This window comes from uncultured Aquimonas sp. (assembly GCF_937888285.1).
Taxonomy (GTDB): domain Bacteria; phylum Pseudomonadota; class Gammaproteobacteria; order Xanthomonadales; family Xanthomonadaceae; genus Aquimonas.
The window spans coordinates 13,548-29,729 of record NZ_CALART010000040.1; the positions used below are offsets into that span (position 1 = coordinate 13,548).

The 16,182-nt window shown below is 67.5% G+C and carries 14 protein-coding genes; 3 read left to right on the forward strand and 11 right to left on the reverse strand.

Annotation, left to right across the window (positions count from 1 at the left end; translation table 11 throughout):
* Window positions 1-8: 8 nt before the first annotated feature.
* The 11 genes from Q0654_RS09875 to ndk form a co-directional block, all read right to left on the reverse strand.
* Window positions 9-884, reverse strand: coding sequence for a TRAP transporter TatT component family protein (locus Q0654_RS09875; protein ID WP_298853280.1), 876 nt, complete (start codon window positions 882-884; stop codon window positions 9-11).
* Window positions 885-953: 69 nt separating this feature from the next.
* Window positions 954-1,823 (reverse strand): bifunctional methylenetetrahydrofolate dehydrogenase/methenyltetrahydrofolate cyclohydrolase FolD, encoded by an 870-nt coding sequence (folD, locus tag Q0654_RS09880; protein WP_298853282.1) that lies wholly within the window; start codon window positions 1,821-1,823, stop codon window positions 954-956.
* A gap of 155 nt (window positions 1,824-1,978) precedes the next feature.
* Window positions 1,979-3,097 carry a molybdopterin-synthase adenylyltransferase MoeB gene (moeB, locus tag Q0654_RS09885; protein ID WP_298853284.1) on the reverse strand — a complete coding sequence of 373 codons (1,119 nt, stop codon included), beginning with the start codon at window positions 3,095-3,097 and terminating at the stop codon, window positions 1,979-1,981.
* Window positions 3,094-3,720: a hypothetical protein gene (locus tag Q0654_RS09890; protein ID WP_298853286.1), complete on the reverse strand. Its 627-nt coding sequence runs from the start codon at window positions 3,718-3,720 to the stop codon at window positions 3,094-3,096. The genes moeB and Q0654_RS09890 overlap by 4 nt, the downstream gene beginning before the upstream one ends.
* A 14-nt stretch (window positions 3,721-3,734) precedes the next feature.
* Complete coding sequence (gene der, locus Q0654_RS09895) at window positions 3,735-5,144, reverse strand: ribosome biogenesis GTPase Der (protein WP_298853288.1); 1,410 nt, start codon at window positions 5,142-5,144, stop codon at window positions 3,735-3,737.
* Window positions 5,145-5,287: 143 nt separating this feature from the next.
* Window positions 5,288-6,448, reverse strand: coding sequence for an outer membrane protein assembly factor BamB (gene bamB, locus Q0654_RS09900; protein WP_298853290.1), 1,161 nt, complete (start codon window positions 6,446-6,448; stop codon window positions 5,288-5,290).
* Between the two features lie 2 nt (window positions 6,449-6,450).
* The gene (locus tag Q0654_RS09905; protein WP_298853292.1) at window positions 6,451-7,098 is read right to left on the reverse strand and encodes a tetratricopeptide repeat protein; all 648 of its coding nucleotides are present in this window, start codon (window positions 7,096-7,098) and stop codon (window positions 6,451-6,453) included.
* A gap of 60 nt (window positions 7,099-7,158) precedes the next feature.
* A complete protein-coding gene (locus Q0654_RS09910; RefSeq protein WP_298853294.1) occupies window positions 7,159-8,109 on the reverse strand; it encodes a helix-turn-helix domain-containing protein in 951 nt (316 codons plus the stop codon).
* Window positions 8,106-8,840, reverse strand: a complete 735-nt coding sequence (pilW, locus tag Q0654_RS09915) for a type IV pilus biogenesis/stability protein PilW (RefSeq protein WP_298853297.1) — start codon at window positions 8,838-8,840, stop codon at window positions 8,106-8,108. The genes Q0654_RS09910 and pilW overlap by 4 nt, the downstream gene beginning before the upstream one ends.
* 25 nt (window positions 8,841-8,865) lie before the next feature.
* Entirely contained in the window at window positions 8,866-10,068 is a 1,203-nt protein-coding gene (gene rlmN, locus Q0654_RS09920; protein ID WP_298853299.1) for a 23S rRNA (adenine(2503)-C(2))-methyltransferase RlmN, read from the reverse strand.
* A 28-nt stretch (window positions 10,069-10,096) separates the two neighbouring features.
* Complete coding sequence (gene ndk / locus Q0654_RS09925) at window positions 10,097-10,522, reverse strand: nucleoside-diphosphate kinase (RefSeq protein ID WP_298853302.1); 426 nt, start codon at window positions 10,520-10,522, stop codon at window positions 10,097-10,099.
* Between the two features lie 298 nt (window positions 10,523-10,820).
* Here ndk and Q0654_RS09930 point away from each other — a divergent pair, with 298 nt between their 5' ends.
* From Q0654_RS09930 to Q0654_RS09940, 3 genes are all read left to right on the forward strand, one after another.
* The gene (locus Q0654_RS09930) at window positions 10,821-11,444 is read left to right on the forward strand and encodes a TetR/AcrR family transcriptional regulator (RefSeq protein WP_298853310.1); all 624 of its coding nucleotides are present in this window, start codon (window positions 10,821-10,823) and stop codon (window positions 11,442-11,444) included.
* Window positions 11,445-11,478: 34 nt separating this feature from the next.
* Window positions 11,479-13,839: a 3-hydroxyacyl-CoA dehydrogenase/enoyl-CoA hydratase family protein gene (locus tag Q0654_RS09935; protein WP_298853304.1), complete on the forward strand. Its 2,361-nt coding sequence runs from the start codon at window positions 11,479-11,481 to the stop codon at window positions 13,837-13,839.
* A gap of 292 nt (window positions 13,840-14,131) precedes the next feature.
* On the forward strand, window positions 14,132-15,331 hold the full coding sequence (locus Q0654_RS09940) for an acetyl-CoA C-acyltransferase (protein ID WP_298853308.1): 1,200 nt from the start codon (window positions 14,132-14,134) through the stop codon (window positions 15,329-15,331).
* Window positions 15,332-16,182: the final 851 nt, after the last annotated feature.

Below are 16,182 nucleotides of genomic sequence, written 5' to 3' on the forward strand. Positions count from 1 at the left end.
GCTCCGGCTCAGAAGTAGTTCTTCGAATCGTCCAGCAGGGCGCGGGCCTGGGCCTGCGCCAGGGTGTTCATCAGGGTCAGGCCGGGCGCATTGGGATCGGCATCCAGAACCTTTTTCAGCTGGGCATCGTGCAGTTCCTGGTCGAACACCAGGCGCGCGTAGTGCCGCGCCAGCAGGGTGCGCGCCATCAGGTTGCGCCCCTGGGAGAGCTCGATCGCGCGCTCGAAGGCCGCCCTGCCCTGCTCCGGCTGGCCACCGACCGCGGCCGGGCGCAGCGAGTTCAACACGCCGAGGTAGACATGCGGCATCCCCTGATCGAGGGAGGGCTCAAGCGTGACCGCACGCTCCAGCAGCAGGCTGACGCGCGGAATCGCGGCGATCGCCGCATAGTCGTCGCTGTGGGTCTGGATGTAGCCGGCCCAGGCGCTGCCCAGGGCGTACAGGCGCACGGCGGCCTGCTCGCCTGACTGCGCATTGACGGCCGCTTCCCAGGCGTCGAAGGGCGATTTGAGCGCTGCGCACAGCGCGACCTGGTCGATGCAGGCCGCGCGCTGGGCGTAGTCGAAGGCGCGCTTGGACAGTCGCGCCGCGCGCTCGGGTTCGGCCACGAAGTTGCCGGCATAGGCGCCGTAGAGGCGGGCGGCGGCGCGCAGGGTGCCGGCGTTCTGCGGATCACCTTCGAGCAGGCCATCCAGCAGCAGCAGGTAGGCGGGCAGCCCCTCGGCGACCGTGGACGGATCGTCCTGGTTGAGGATGCCGCGGCCGAGGTTGTCGGCGAAGCGCTCGCTGGCGCGGTTGACGATCGAGGCGCAGCCGGACAGGGCGAGCAGGCCGGCGCCCAGCGCAGCGATGCGGACCACGGATTTCAGCGGAATTCGATTCACGGCGAGGCTCCCTGCCAACGGCCAGTGTCTACGGCGCAAGCGACGCGCTCATGACACAACGAACCTGACTCAAGCGCGGTCAAGCTCGCGCAAAAGACTGGCTTCCCAGGTGTTCTGCATCAGCGTTGCCACGGTCATCGGGCCGACCCCGCCGGGCACCGGCGTGATCCAGCTTGCGCGTTCGACCGCCGCTTCAAAGCCGACATCACCGGTCAATGAGCCGTCGGGCAGGCGGTTGATGCCGACATCGATCACCACCGCCCCCGGCTTGATCCACTCACCCGGGACCAGGCCCGGCTTGCCCACGGCGACCACCACCAGATCGGCCGCCTCCACGTGCTGGCGCAGGGTCTCGCGCGGGGTGAAACGGTGGCAGCAGACCGTGGTGCAGCCGGCGATCAGCAGCTCCAGTGCCATCGGCCGGCCCACATGGTTGGAGACGCCCACGATCACCGCCTGCTGCCCGCGCACGGGGCGGTCGGTGTGGCTCAGCAGATGCACGATGCCCTTGGGCGTGCACGGCCGCAGCCCAAGCTGGCGCAGGGCCAGGCGGCCGACGTTCTCGGGATGGAAGCCATCGACGTCCTTGCGCGGATCGATGCGGTTCAGCACCGCCTGCGCGTCGATCTGCGGCGGCAACGGCAGCTGCACCAGGATGCCGTCGACCTCGGGATCCGCATTCAGGCGATCGATCAGCGAGGCCAACTCGGCCTGCGGCGTGTCGGCCGGCAGATCGAAGGCGAAGCTCGCGTAGCCCACGCGCTCGCAGGCGCGGCGCTTGTTGCGCACATACACCGCAGAGGCGGGATCGGCACCGACCAGCACCACAGCGAGCCCAGGCGGCTTGCGCCCGCCGTCGACGCGGTCGCTGACGCGGCGGGCGAGATCGGCAAGCAGTTCATCGGCAATACGCTTGCCATCCAGCAGGCGTGCGGTCATGGAGTGGACCCGGCGTGAAAGCCGCGAATTATTGCATACGGCAGAAGCCGAACCTGCCAGGGACGCAGCCCGCTGTTCCCGCCATTCAAAACAGGGCTTCCCATAGGATGGGCCCCGGCCCACCGTGACCTACCCACTCGTCGCGAACCCGGCCCCTACCCGCCAGCGCTGCAGAACCGCCCGTAATCCGCATAGCCCGGGAACTCCCTCCCGGGCGCGCAGACCGCACACTCGGGATCCGCGGGCACACCGATCTCACGAAAGCCCATCTGCAGCGCATCCACGCTGAGCACGCGGCCATCCAGCACGCGGCCGATGCCGAGCAGGAACTTCAGCGCCTCATTCGCCTGCAGCAGGCCGATCAGGCCCGGCAGCACGCCAAGCACGCCGGCTTCCGCGCAGTTCGGCGCTTCCAGCGGGGGCTCGGGAAACAGACAGCGGTAGCAGGGCGAATGTCCGCGCCGCACGCCCGCGGCAAACACGCCCACCTGCCCGGCGAAGCGCTCGACGGCGCCGTAGACCATGGGCAGCCCGAGCTTCACGCAGGCATCGGACACCAGATAGCGGGTGGGGAAGTTGTCGCTGCCGTCGATCACCAGATCGACGCCGCCGAACAGCCGCTCGATGTTGTCGGCGCCCAGGCGCTGCGCGCGGGTGTCGAGATCGAGGTGCGGATTCAGCGCCAGCAACCGTTCACGCGCCGAATCGACCTTGTAGGCGCCGACCGCGGCATCGGTGTGCAGCACCTGGCGCTGCAGATTGCTGCGATCGACACGGTCATCGTCGATCAGTCGGATGTGGCCGACGCCCGCCGCCGCCAGATACAGGGCCACCGGCGAACCGAGGCCGCCCGCCCCGACGATGGCGAGGCGCGCGCGCTGCAGGCGCCGCTGGCCTTCCAGGCCGACCTGCGGCAGGCGCAGGTGACGATCGAAGCGCTCCAGGAAGTCCGGTGACTCCTGCTGGCCCGCCCAGGGCAGACCCTGCGCGCGCCACGCGCCGCAGCCGCCGCGTACCGAAGCCAGGTTCGTGTATCCCAGCGCGCGCAGCTGCGAGGCCGCACGCATGGAACGCATGCCGGCGGCGCAGATCAGGAGGATCTCGCTGTGCAGCTCGGAGAAGCCCGTGATATCGGCGGCGACGCGCGCCAGCGGCAGCGGAATCGCACCCGCGGGCAGGCCGGCCGCCCGCTCACTGTCCTCGCGCACGTCGACCAGCAGCGCACCCGCCTGCTGGCGCACCAACGCCTCGGCGGCATCGATTTCGTGGATCACCCGTGGCCCCGGTACTGCAGGGCCGCGATCGTCGGCGCGACCCAGCCCGCGAACTGTTCCAGCAGTCCAGCGGGCTTCGACGACAGCCACAGCAGGCGGGCGCGAGAACTGCGCCAGGCGCGCGGCGCGCCTTCCACCGTCGGCATCGGCACGCCGAGCCGCGGCAGGCGCTCGACCAGAACGGGCCCTGCAGCCTCGGTCGCGCTCAGGAGGACCACATCGAAGCTGTCCAGCGCGTCGCCCAAGGCGGCGTCGATGCGCTCGGGGTGCTGAGGCAATGCCGGCCAGGCCAAGGACTCGATGCGCTGCTCGGCCAGCAGGGCCTGCAGCATCGGGCTGGCAGCATCATGCGTGCGACCTTCGGCCTGCGGTTCGCCGGCCTGCAGCAGGGCATCGCCGAAACTGAAGACAGCGACCGTAGGCCGCGGATAGACGTCGGCGCGGGCTTCCCCGGACGCAGCCAGCAGGCCGATCTGACGCGGGGTCAGGGCATCGCCGGGCTGCAGCCCCTCGCGCGCCACGCCGGCATAGACGCGCCCAAGTGCGCGGGGCACCGGCACGGCTTCAATACGCAGCGCCGGCTGCGGCACCGAATCGAAAAGAGCCTGCAGCAGAGGATCCATGCGCCGCAGCCTGCTCAGGACTTGCGCTTGACGAACTGCATCAGGCGCTTGCGCTTGGCCTTCTGGCGATCGCTCAGTTCGGGCTTGGGCTTGTCCTTGTACGGATTGTCGCCATCGCGGAACAGCAGGGCGATGGGCGTGCCGACCAGCTTGAAGCGCTTGCGGAAGAAGTTCTCCAGATAGCGCTTGTAGCTGTCGGGCAGAGTCTTGAGGCGTGAGCCGTGCACCACGATGGTCGGCGGGTTGTGCCCCGCCATGTGCGCATAGCGCAGCTTGGCCACGTGCCCGCGCACCATCGGCGGCTGGAAAGCCTCGAAGGCGGCTTCCAGCGCGCGGTTGATCTCGGGCGTGGCGATGGTCTTGGTGGCCGACTCGTGCGCCTTGTGCACCGCGCGGAACAGCTCGCGCAGTCCGGTCCCGTGCTTGGCCGAGATGGTCACGATCTGGGCATAGCTGACGAAGGCCAGGCGGCGTTCCAGATCGGCCTTGCACTGGTCCTTCTGGTACTGGCTCAGGCCATCCCACTTGTTCACCGCGACCACCAGCGCGCGCTGCGCCTGCAGCACGTGGCCCAGCACGGTCGCGTCCTGTTCGGTCACGCCCTCGCTGGCGTCGAGCATGAACACCACCACCTCGCTCTGCTCGATGGCCTGCAGCGCTTTCAGCACGCTGAACTTCTCGATGGCTTCCTCGACGCGCGCCTTGCGGCGGATGCCGGCGGTGTCGATCAGCCGGTACTTGCGGCCGTCACGCTCGAGATCGACTGCGATCGAATCGCGGGTGGTGCCAGCGACTTCCGAGGCCAGCACGCGCTCCTCGCCACAGATCCGGTTGACCAGGGTGGACTTGCCGACGTTCGGCCGGCCAACGATCGCAAGCCGCAGGCGATCGGTCGGGTCCTCCAGGCCGGGGTCGATATCGCCCTCGCCCGCTTCGGGTATCCGCGCGTACAGCGCTTCAATCAGATGCAGCACGCCGCGGCCATGGGAGGCCGCCAGCGGCAGCATCGAATCGATCCCGAAGCGCGCGAACTCGGCGAGCGCGCTGGTCTCGTCCAGGCCGTCGGTCTTGTTGACCGCCAGGATCACCGGCTTCGACTGGCGCCGCAGGCGGCGCAGGATCTCGCTGTCGTCGGGCGTGATGCCGGCGCGCGCGTCGACGATGAACAGCAGCACGTCGGCTTCGTCCACCGCAGCCCAGCTCTGCACTTCCGCGCGCTCGCCGAGGCTGCCTTCCTCGGAGCCGATACCGCCGGTATCGACGACCATGAAGGGGCGTTCGCCGAGTCGGCACACGCCGTACTGGCGATCACGGGTCAGGCCCGGCTGGTCGGCGACCAGCGCATTGCGCGAGCGCGTGAGGACATTGAACAGGGTGGACTTGCCCACATTGGGGCGGCCGACCAGGGCGACGAGAGGCAGCACGGGTGGATCCTTTCAAGCACGATCGACGGCATCGGACGACAGCCCGGCACGTCGGCGGAGCAGACAGTCTGCCCCAAGTTCCGGAAAACGCAGAACGCGCCGTGTCGCCACGGCGCGTTCTGCAGGCGGGCGCAGACGGGCGCCTAGCGGACGCGGAAGGCCGCGACCTCGCCGTCGGTGTTGGTGACGATCAGCAGGTCATCCACGACCAGCGGACTGCCCTTGATCGGCTGCTTGCCCATCCGGGCGCGGCCTACGAAGCGGCCGTCGTCCATGCTCATCCAGTGCACATAGCCTTCGACATCGCCAACTGCTGCATAGCCCGCGTGATAGGCAGGCGTGCTCAGCCAGCGATGGGCGAGCGCATCCTGCTTCCAGGTGGCCGATCCGGAGCGCTGGTCGAGCGACCACACGTTGCCGCGATCGTCGGCCGCCAGCACCGCCTCACCGGCAAGGGTCAAGCCCGCATAGACGGACATCTCGCGGTTCCACAGCGGGCGCGAATTCAGCGCCTCGAAGGCGACGACCTGGCCACGGTAGCTGCCGGCGAAGAGGATGCCCTCGCGAAACGCGATCTCGCCATCGACATCGCTCATGCGGTCGAGATCGGTGCGGCCTTCGCCGACCGACACCGGCTGCTCCCACACGGGCGAGCCGTTCTCAAGGCGCAGGGCCACCACGCTGCCGTCGTCGTAGCCGACGAACAGGGCGGTGTCGACGATGAGCGGCGGGCTGTTGCCACGCAGCGTCAGACTCGGCAGAGCGCGGTCGAACACCCAGCGGCGGCTGCCGTCGGTGATCGAATAGCCGAACAGGCGACCATCGTTCGAGCGCACGACCGCCAGGCCGCGGCCTACGGCGGGCTGGGCAACGACTTCCGAGGTGACATCGGCGCGCCAGCGCTCATTGCCGTTGTCCGGGTTGAGCGCCAGCACGACCCCGTCCAGGGTCGGCACAACCAGGGTGCCTTCACCGAAGCCCGGCGCACCGCCGAATCGCAGGCCCTCGAAGCGCTGTTTCCAGACCTCGCGTCCGGTCTGCACGTCGATCGCGAGCACCTCGCCCTTGACGTTGCCGAAGTAGAGCTTGCCGTCGCCAGCCACAGGGCGCTGGCGAAGACCCATGCGCCCTTCGCCGTCGCCCATCGAGCGCTTCCAGACCTGGTCGACACTGACGGCGGCATCGAAATCCACGAGCTCAGCCGGCGGCTGGATGTTCTCGCGCTTGCTGACCCTTGAACCGCCGCAGGCGGCGATGGAGAGCGCGAGTGCCGCCAGGCCCAGAGCCTGCCACGCCGCCCGCATCCTCAGGACTCCTTCGACGCAGGTGCGCCGAGGTCGGCGAGCTTCAGCTCGACCAGTCCGCGGGTCGGCAGGGTTGCATCGAGATGGGTCAGGGCATCCTGGTAGGCGCTCACCGCTTCCTCGGTCTTGCCCTGGGCGCGAAGCACGTCACCGCGCAGTTCGGCGGCGAGCCCGGGGAAACTGGGTTCCGCGGCGCCTGCCAGCCGCAGCGACTCGTCAAGCTGGCCCTGCGCCAGGCGGACACGCGCGAGACGCAGACCGGCCAGATTGGCGAGCAGCGGATCCTTCGCGGCAGCCTGCGCCTTGGCCAGCGCAGCCGCTGCCGCGTCGAGGTCGCCCGCATCCAGCTTGGTCTGGGCGACCTGCAGTTCCGCCAGGGCGACGTACGGGGAATCCTTGAAACGCTCGCCGATGCCGCCGGCCACCTCGCCGATGGTCTCGGGCTGCTTGGCGGTCACCGCCTTGCGCAGCGCCTCGAACTGATTGGCGGCGTCGTACTGCGCCTGCAGCTGGGAGCCCTGATGCCACTGCCAGCCGAAGAATCCGAGCAGGCCCACGGCGACACCGCCGAGCAGGGCGTTGCCGTTGTCCTTCAGCCAGGTGCGAACGCGTTCGCCGCGCTCATGCTCATCCATCAGTTCGATCGACATTACGTATTCCGTGCAGGGATTCAGGCTCCCGAAGCGGGAGCGGGACTGGAAGGTGCAAGCTCAGCCGGGATTGGCCGGCGCCAAGGCGCCGTCCGCGCCGAGTCTAAAGCGGGCGACATTGGCACGCTGGAAGGCGGAGACATCGATTGACTCGCCATTCAGGCGCAGCTCTACACCACCCGCGTTGCCCAGCGAGACCCTGAGGCCTGCATCCACGGGAAAACTGCGGCTACTGCCGGCGCGCAGCAGGGAGGCCTCCAGCACTTCGCCCGAGGAAGTGCTGACTTCCACCCAGCTGTCCGCTGTGAGGCTGAGGCTCAAACCGGCGGCGTTCGCGCCCACCGTTGCGGCGGGTGCATCGGCCTCGGGCGCTGGCACGTCGATCGAATCGGGCGCAGCCGCCGCCGGCGGCAGCACGCCGACATCCAGACTCGGTGCGGAGGGTCGCGGCGGGAACATGGGCGTCAGCGATGCCATCACCTGCACCTCGGGCGGTGCCGATGCCGAACCCGTCTGCACGGGCCCCACGCTGGGAGTCGACACATCCAGCGAAGTCAGCGTCGCCCGCTGCGAGGGCAGCTGGTTCGAGGTCGCCATCCAGATGAAAGGCACCACGATCGCAGCCGTCAGGAACACATGCCCCAGGCGACTGGTGTAGCGGCCCAGGACGGTGCCGTAGCGCGGCTTGACGTGGATGACCAGGTTCGGCGCGGTGGTCTTGGCTGCCGGCACCGCATCCAGCACCACCAGCGGCATGCCGACCGCCTTGGCGTAGGCGCTCAGATAGCCTCGCGTGAACACGCCAGCGCCCAGCGCATCCAGCCGATCGGCCTCGATCGCCTCGATGATCTGGGTGCGCAGCTTCAGCTTCGACGCCAGCTCGGCGACGTCCATGCCCATGGCCTCGCGTCGTTGACGCAGGCGTTGGCCAAGTCCCGGCGTGCCGGCGACGGCGGGCTCTACAACCGCGCTTTCGGGCGCCCCGGCGCCCTCATGCTTGTATCCGCTCATTGGATCCCTGGCTCCCCCTGGAGCATCGGTGCGGTTTCATGATCGGGAAATTCCGTGCGCAGGCGCGCGCGGTAGCGGTCCACCGCTGCCGCATTGCCCAGCCCGGATTCGATGGCGATCCCCAGCTCCAAGGCATCCGGCCTTGCAGCGGCAACCGCCTCATGGCGTTGCAGGAAAGCACGCGCCCGCAGCGGCTCGCCCTTCGCGAGCTGCAGTTGGGCGAGATCCAGCAGAACTTCCGGATTGGCGGGCTCGGTCTCCAGCGCGAGGCGCAGGTAGCGGTCCGCCGCAGTAAGGTCTCCGGACTTCATCGCACAGACGCCTGCGTTGGTGAACACCACCGCAGGCGTCGGATAGAAGGGATCATCAATGGCCTTCGCGAAGCGTGCGTCCGCCTCGGCAAAACGACCCGAGCGGCACAGGAACTGCCCGTAGTTGTTGTTGACCGAACCGTCGTCCGGCTTGAGCTCGACGGCGCGACGGTAGTGCGTCTCTGCGCGCTCGGGCCGGCGTATTTCCTCGTACAGGACCGCGATGACCGTGTGCGCATCGGTGGAGCGCGGGTTCAGCTCAAGCGCCTTGGTCAGGCGCTCAAGCGCAATCTGCAGCTGGCCACGCTGCATGTAGGCGCGCCCCATCTGAACCTGGTTGGCTGCGGCGATCGCAGCGGGCGAATCCTCATCCACACGTGGGCCGCCCCCGGTCGTGGCGCAGCCGGCGAGGGCCAGCACCAATGCAAGGGCAAGAAGACCGTGCTCAGGCTGCCGCATCGTCCACCTTCGCTGTGTTCAGGGTACGCAGGAACTCAGCCTGGCGACGCGTGCGATCCAACACCTGTCCTTTCAGCTGGCCGCAGGCGGCGTCGATGTCGTCGCCGCGGGTGCGACGCACCATGGTCAGCACCTGGCCGTCGAGCAGGATCTTCTGGAAAGCCCGGATGTCTTCCTCGCTGCTGCGCTCGAAGCGGGTGCCGGGGAAGGGGTTGAACGGGATCAGGTTGACCTTGGCGGCATCGGCGTACTGCACGATGTTCGCGAACCGACGCATCAGCCGCACCAGTTCGCGGGCATGCTCCGGCCGGTCGTTGACGCCGCGCATCAGCGTGTATTCGAAAGTGATGGACTCGCGCTTCTTGCGCATCGCATAGCGCACGCAGGCGTCCATCAGTTCGGCGATCGGGTATTTCTTGTTCAGCGGCACCAGCTCGGTGCGCAGCGAATCGATGGGGGCGTGCAGCGAAACCGCCAGCGAGACGTCGGACTCCTCGGCCAGGCGATCGATCATCGGCACCAGCCCCGCAGTGGACAGGGTGACGCGTTTGTTGGCGAGCCCGAAGCCAAGGTCGTCGCGCATGATCGACATCGCGCGAACGACGTTGTCGAAGTTCAGCAGCGGCTCGCCCATGCCCATCATCACCACGTTGGTGAGCTTGCGGTGCTGATGGGCCTTGTTGCCGAGGTGCTTCGACGCCGTCCACACCTGGCCGATGATCTCGGCGGTGGACAGGTTGCGGTTGAAGCCCTGGGTGGCGGTGCTGCAGAACTGGCAGTTCAGGCCGCAACCGACCTGGCTCGACACGCACAGGGTGCCGCGGCCCTTGTCGGGAATGAACACGGCCTCGATCGAATTCGAGCTGTCCATGCCCAGCAGCCACTTGTGGGTGCCGTCGTTGGAGGCCTTGTCCAGCACCACATTGGGCGGGCGGATCTCGCAGTGCTGTTCCAGCTTGGCCCGCAGCACCTTGCCGACATCGGTCATCTGGCTGATGTCGGTGACATGCAGGTGGTACATCCACTTCATGATCTGGTGCGCGCGGAAGCGCTTCTCGCCGAGGACCTCGACGAAGAAGCGCTCCATGCCGGCGCGATCCAGATCGAACAGGTTGACCCGCTCCGACAATGCCGAGGGCGCCGCGACGTCGGGCGTCGCGGTCTCAAGGCGGACGGGGATATCGGTCATGGCCTGTCCTGTGTGGGGTCTGCCTGGTTCAGCGCGGGCAGAGTTCGGTGGCCGCGAAGAAGTAGGCGATCTCGATCGCTGCGTTCTCCAGGCTGTCCGAGCCGTGCACGGCGTTGGCGTCGATGCTCTGCGCGAAGTCCGCGCGGATGGTGCCGGGTGCGGCGTCCTTCGGGTTGGTTGCGCCCATCAGTTCGCGGTTCTTGGCGACGGCGTTGTCGCCTTCCAGCACCTGGATCATCACCGGGCCGGAGATCATGAACTCGACCAGGGCGTTGAAGAACGGACGCTCGCGGTGAACCGCGTAAAAGCCCTCGGCCTCCTTGCGCGACAGGTGCTTCATCTTCGCCGCGATGACCTTGAGGCCAGCCTTCTCGAAGCGGGCATAGATCTCACCGATGACGTTCTTGGCGACCGCGTCGGGCTTGATGATGGAAATGGTGCGCTCGAGCGCCATGCTGCAACTCCGTGGGTACTTGATGGGGATCTGTGGCCCGCCCCGGGTTCCGAACACCGGAACCCGCGCCTCGACCGGATTTCCGGTTGAAAACGGGGGCTTAGGACGAAATGGTCAAGTAGTGTAGCCGAAGGCCGCGACAATCGCACATTTGTACAGGGGTTTCGGACCGTGGCGTCAGAAACGTGACGCAGCCCACAGGAGCTCGGGCAGGCACCGATCCGATTGACCCGGGCCCGCTCCTGCGCCTAGTCTCTCAAACGTTTGTTTGAATGCTACCGGAGTCGATGCGGTGGGCCTGAGCCAGTTCTCCACCAAAGAGCGCCTGCTGTCCGCGGCCGAGCAGATGTTCGCCGAGCACGGCTTTGCGGCGACTTCACTGCGCCAGCTGACCGCAAGCGCCGACGTCAACATCGCCGCCGTCAACTACCACTTCGGCAGCAAGGAAAACCTGATCACCGAAGTTTTCCGCCGTCGCTTTGACGAGCTCAGCGAACGTCGCCTGACCCTGCTTCGCGAGGCGATCCAGCGCGACCCGCTCGACCTGCAGGCCATCCTCTCCGCCTTCATCGTGCCGGCCATGCAGATCGGCATGGAGGGCGAAGGCGCCGCCTTCGTGCGCGTCGTGGCCCGCGCTTACGCCGAGAAGAACGAGCGGCTGCGGCAGTTCCTTTCGGACAACTACGGGCACGTGCTGCGCGAGTTCGCCCGCGCGATCCAGCACTGCCTGCCTGCCCTGCCCAAGCAGGACCTCTACTGGCGCCTCGACTACATCGCTGGCGCGCTGACCTATGCCATGGCCGATTTCGGACTGATCCGTCGCCAGCCCGGGGTCAGCGAGCAGGAACACTGCGCGCTGGCCGCCGACAACCTTCTGCGTTTCGCCGTGGCCGGACTGCGGGCACCGCCCGCTGCCGGCTGATCCCTTCACCACCCCCGCCCCACGAGGTTCTTCCATGTCGCAACCCCTCCGCATCCGCAAGGTGGCCGTGCTCGGCGCCGGCGTCATGGGCGCGCAGATCGCCGCCCACCTCGTCAACGCCCAGGTCGAGACCCTGCTGTTCGACCTGCCCTCGAAGGAGGGTGACCCCAGCGCCATCGCCAACAAGGCCATCGCCAACCTCGGCAAGCTGTCACCGGCGCCGCTGGCGCTGCCGCAGCTGGCCGGCGAGCTGGTGCCCGCCAACTACGACCAGCACCTGCCGCTGCTGGCCGACTGCGACCTGATCATCGAGGCGATCGCCGAACGCATCGACTGGAAGAAGGACCTCTACGCCAAGGTCGCCCCGCACGTGGCGGCGCACGCGATCTTCGCCACCAACACCTCCGGCCTGTCGGTGAACGCGCTGTCGGAAGTGCTGCCCGAGCAGCTGCGCCATCGCTTCTGCGGCGTGCACTTCTTCAACCCGCCGCGCTACATGCACCTGGCCGAGCTGATCCCGACCGCGCACACCGACCAGTCGGTACTCGACGGCCTCGAGGGCTTCCTCACCACCACGCTCGGCAAGGGCGTGGTGTTCGCCAAGGACACCCCGAACTTCATCGCCAATCGCGTCGGCACCATGGCGATGATCAGCACCTTCCACCACACCGCGCGCCTGGGCCTCGGCCTGGACGTGGTCGATGCGCTGACCGGTCCCGGCATCGGTCGCCCCAAGAGCGGCACCTACCGCCTGGCCGACGTGGTCGGCCTCGACACGCTGGGCCACGTCGTTCGCACGCTGACCGAAAACCTGAAGGACGATCCCTGGCACGCGCACTACGTGGTGCCGGCGCCGCTGGCCAAGCTGGTCGAAGCCGGCGCTCTGGGTCAGAAGACCGGCGCGGGCTTCTACCGCAAGCAGGGCAAGGACATTCTGGTGCTCGACATCGCCAAGGGCGACTACCGCCCCAGCGGCGAAAAGCCCTCCGAGGCCGTGCAGGCCATCCTCGCGATCAAGCACCCCGGCGAAAAGCTGGCTGCGCTGCGCGCCAGCGACGATCCGCAGGCACAGTTCGTGTGGTCGATCCTCTGCGACCTGTTCCACTACAGCGCCTACCACCTGGCCGACATCGCCAACAGCGCCCGTGAAGTCGACTTCGCGATGCGCTGGGGTTACGGCTGGAAGCAGGGCCCCTTCGAGACCTGGCAGGCCGCCGGCTGGAAGCAGGTCGCCGAGTGGATCCGTGAGGACATCGCCGCTGGCAAGACCATGAGCAACGCACCGCTGCCGGCCTGGGTGTTCGACGGCCGCGACGGCGTGCACGGCAACGAGGGCTCCTACTCGGCCGCCGCCAACGGCGTCAGCCCGCGCTCCAAGCATCCGGTCTATGCGCGCCAGGCCTTCCCGGACCCGCTGCTGGGCGAGACCGCCAAGCCGGGCGCCACGATCTTCGAGAACGGCGCTGTGCGCATGTGGGACGGCGGCGACGACGTCGCCGTGCTCAGCTTCCTGACCAAGGGCAACACTGTCAGCGACGCCGTGCTTGCCGGTGTGCAGGAAGCCATCGCCCGCGCCGAGCGCGAGCACAAGGGCCTCGTGATCTGGCAGTACAGCGAGCCCTTCTCCTACGGCGCCGATCTCAAGGGCATGGCCGGATTCGTTCAGGCCGGCAACATCGGCGCGCTGGAGTCGATGATCGCCAACTTCCAGGCCACCAGCCAGCGCATCAAGTATTCGCTGGTGCCGGTGGTCGCGGCCGTGCGCGGCATGGCGCTGGGCGGCGGCTGCGAGTTCCAGATGCACACCGCCCGTACGGTGGCCGCGCTTGAGAGCTACATCGGCCTCGTCGAAGCCGGCGTCGGCCTGCTGCCTGCGGGTGGCGGTCTGAAAGAACTGGCGGTGCGCGCCGGCCAGGCCGGTGGCGATGTCTTCGACAACCTGAAGAAGGCCTTCGAGATCACCGCCATGGGCAAGACTTCGACCTCGGCGCTGGAAGCCAAGGCCATGGGCCTGCTGCGTCAGGACGACATCGTCGTGTTCAACGCCTTCGAGCTGCTGCACGTCGCCAAGGCCCAGGTCACGGCGCTGTCCGAGAGCAGCTACCGCCCTGCCCTGCCCGCCCGCGTGCCGGTGGCCGGCGACATCGGCATCGCCACCTTCAAGGCGAATCTCGTGAACATGCTGTCCGGCCGCTTCATCAGCGAGCACGACCTCGAAGTCTCGACCCGCATCGCGACGGTGCTGTGCGGCGGTGAAGTCGACCGCGGCAGCGTGGTCGACGAGAACTGGCTGCTGAAGCTGGAGCGCGAGCACTTCTTCGCGCTGGCCCAGATGGAAAAGACCCAGGCCCGCATCGGCCACACCCTCACCACCGGAAAGCCGTTGAGGAATTGATTGGAGCCGGGATTTGGGATTCGGGATTGGGGATTCGCAAGAGCAAGCGCCGGCAAGCATCAAGCTTGCGGCAACCGGGCTCACAGCATCCCCGCCCTGCATAACCCCGATCCCGGAGACCTCGGGATACAGAAGCGCTTGAACCGAGCCGCAGCCCGAGCCCCTCTCCCCCTGTGGGAGAGGGGTTGGGGAGAGGAGGCAATCCTCGCGCCAGTCTCTGCCCACCCGCTCTGAACCCCCAATCCCCAATCCCAGCCTTCCACCGCGACCCATTACGCAAAGGATCCAGACCATGTCCCACCGCCAGATCCAGGACGCCTACATCGTCGCCGCCACCCGCACGCCGGTCGGCAAGGCCCCGAAGGGCGTGTTCCGCAACACCCGTCCCGACGACCTGCTTGCCCACGCCCTGCGCCACCTCGTCGCGCAGACCCCCTCGATCGATCTGAACCAGATCGATGACGTGGTGGTCGGCTGCGCCATGCCCGAGGCCGAGCAAGGCATGAATGTCGGCCGCATCGCCACCCTGCTGGCCGGCTTCCCGGTCGGCGTGTCCGCCCAGACCATCAACCGCTTCTGCTCCTCGGGCCTGCAGGCCGTGGCGCTGGCGGCGGATCGCATCCGCCTTGGCGAGGCCGACCTGATGATCGGCGCCGGCACCGAGACCATGAGCATGGTGCCGATGATGGGCCACAAGGTCGCCATGAACCCCGCGATCTTCCAGGACGAGAACATCGCGATTGCCTACGGCATGGGCATCACTGCCGAGAACGTCGCCAGCCAGTGGCAGGTGACGCGCGAGGAGCAGGACGCCTTCGCCTACGCCTCGCACCAGAAGGCCATCGCCGCGATCGCCGCCGGCGAGTTCAAGGCCGAGATCAGCCCCTACGAGGTCACCGCACGCCTGCCCGATCTTGCCGGCAACACCGTGCGCCTGAAGAAGCTGCTGGTCGAGAACGATGAAGGCCCGCGCGCCGACACCACGGTTGAAGTGCTTGGCAAGCTGCGTCCGGTGTTCCGCGCCGGCGGCTCGGTCACGGCCGGCAACAGCTCGCAGATGTCGGATGGCGCCGGCGCGGTGATGCTTGCCTCGGAGAAAGCCATAAAGCAGTACGGCCTGACCCCGCTGGCGCGCTTCGTCGGCTTCGCCGTGGCCGGCGTCAAGCCCGACGTGATGGGCATCGGCCCCAAGGAAGCGATTCCGAAGGTGCTGCGTCAGGCCGGCCTCACCGCCGATCAGATGGACTGGATCGAACTCAACGAAGCCTTCGCTGCGCAGGCGCTGGCAGTGGTCAAGGACCTCGGCCTCGACCCCAGCAAAATCAACCCGCTGGGCGGCGCGATCGCGCTGGGCCATCCGCTGGGCGCCACCGGCGCCATCCGCACCGCCACGCTGGTGCACGGCTTGCAGCGCCGCCAGCAGAAGTACGGCATGGTCACGATGTGCATCGGTACCGGCATGGGCGCCGCCGGCATCTTCGAAGCCGTCTGAGCCCGACGCGGCTGGACGGGCATCGCCCGTCCAGCCGCCTGGACGCGCCTTCTGCCCACGGCAAGAGGCTTCAGTTCTGTGCCGCGCTTCGATACAGGCAAGGCGTCACTCGTAGTTGTAGGGTGGATAAGCGCAGCGCATCCACCAGCACGTTCTGCAGAAGCCTGACGCCAAACGAAGCCAGAGGAACAGGTTCTGGGGATGCACGGCGCCAAGAGAAGCCAGAAGAGCAGATTCTGTGGATGCCCGACGCTTCGCAGGCTCGAAGAGCTGGTAGATGCGCTTCGCTTATCTACCCTACGCGCACACTGGAGCCTGGCTTGGATACCGGCAAGGCGTCTCTCGTGTTTGTAGGGTGGATAAGCGCAGCGCATCCACCAGCACGTCCTGGAGAAGCCTGGCCCCAAACGAAGCCAAAGGAGAAGGTGGCGCGAAGCGCCGGATGAGGGGCCGTTCGGAGCGATCTCACCGACATTCCGGGCTGTCCGACAGGGCACCCCGTCGTTCAGAAAACCAGAAGCCGTGCGAGCGCTTGGTCGCCGCCCCCGCGAAGAGCCTGTCCTCGCGAAGGCGGGGACGGGGGCCCAGCGAAAACCCTCCGCTCAGGCAAGTATTTCTGCCAAGCCGCGCAACGCCGTCCATGCCTCCCGCGTTCCCCTGCCCTTTCGGCACCATGGGCCTGAGTGGCTGTCAAGTCCTCAGGCCAATCAATTCGGGGTAAGAAAACTCCTATTGTCAAAATCTGTCTCAAGTGCTGTAGTTCGCGCCTTGTCCGCGTACCCGCCTGAGCAGTTCAATGAACCGCCTATTCAACCTGACCAGCCCCTTCGGCGACGCCCTGCGCTTCGAGC

What these genes read in the sequence shown, in the direction of transcription:
- folD (WP_298853282.1), bottom strand. Translation starts at nt 1,823, where the DNA reads ATGACCGCACGCCTGCTGGATGGCAAGCGTATTGCCGATGAACTGCTT.
- Q0654_RS09890 (WP_298853286.1), bottom strand. Translation starts at nt 3,720, where the DNA reads ATGGATCCTCTGCTGCAGGCTCTTTTCGATTCGGTGCCGCAGCCGGCG.
- bamB (WP_298853290.1), bottom strand. Translation starts at nt 6,448, where the DNA reads ATGCGGGCGGCGTGGCAGGCTCTGGGCCTGGCGGCACTCGCGCTCTCC.
- Q0654_RS09905 (WP_298853292.1), bottom strand. Translation starts at nt 7,098, where the DNA reads ATGTCGATCGAACTGATGGATGAGCATGAGCGCGGCGAACGCGTTCGC.
- Q0654_RS09910 (WP_298853294.1), bottom strand. Translation starts at nt 8,109, where the DNA reads ATGAGCGGATACAAGCATGAGGGCGCCGGGGCGCCCGAAAGCGCGGTT.
- rlmN (WP_298853299.1), bottom strand. Translation starts at nt 10,068, where the DNA reads ATGACCGATATCCCCGTCCGCCTTGAGACCGCGACGCCCGACGTCGCG.
- ndk (WP_298853302.1), bottom strand. Translation starts at nt 10,522, where the DNA reads ATGGCGCTCGAGCGCACCATTTCCATCATCAAGCCCGACGCGGTCGCC.
- Q0654_RS09935 (WP_298853304.1), top strand. Translation starts at nt 11,479, where the DNA reads ATGTCGCAACCCCTCCGCATCCGCAAGGTGGCCGTGCTCGGCGCCGGC.
- Q0654_RS09940 (WP_298853308.1), top strand. Translation starts at nt 14,132, where the DNA reads ATGTCCCACCGCCAGATCCAGGACGCCTACATCGTCGCCGCCACCCGC.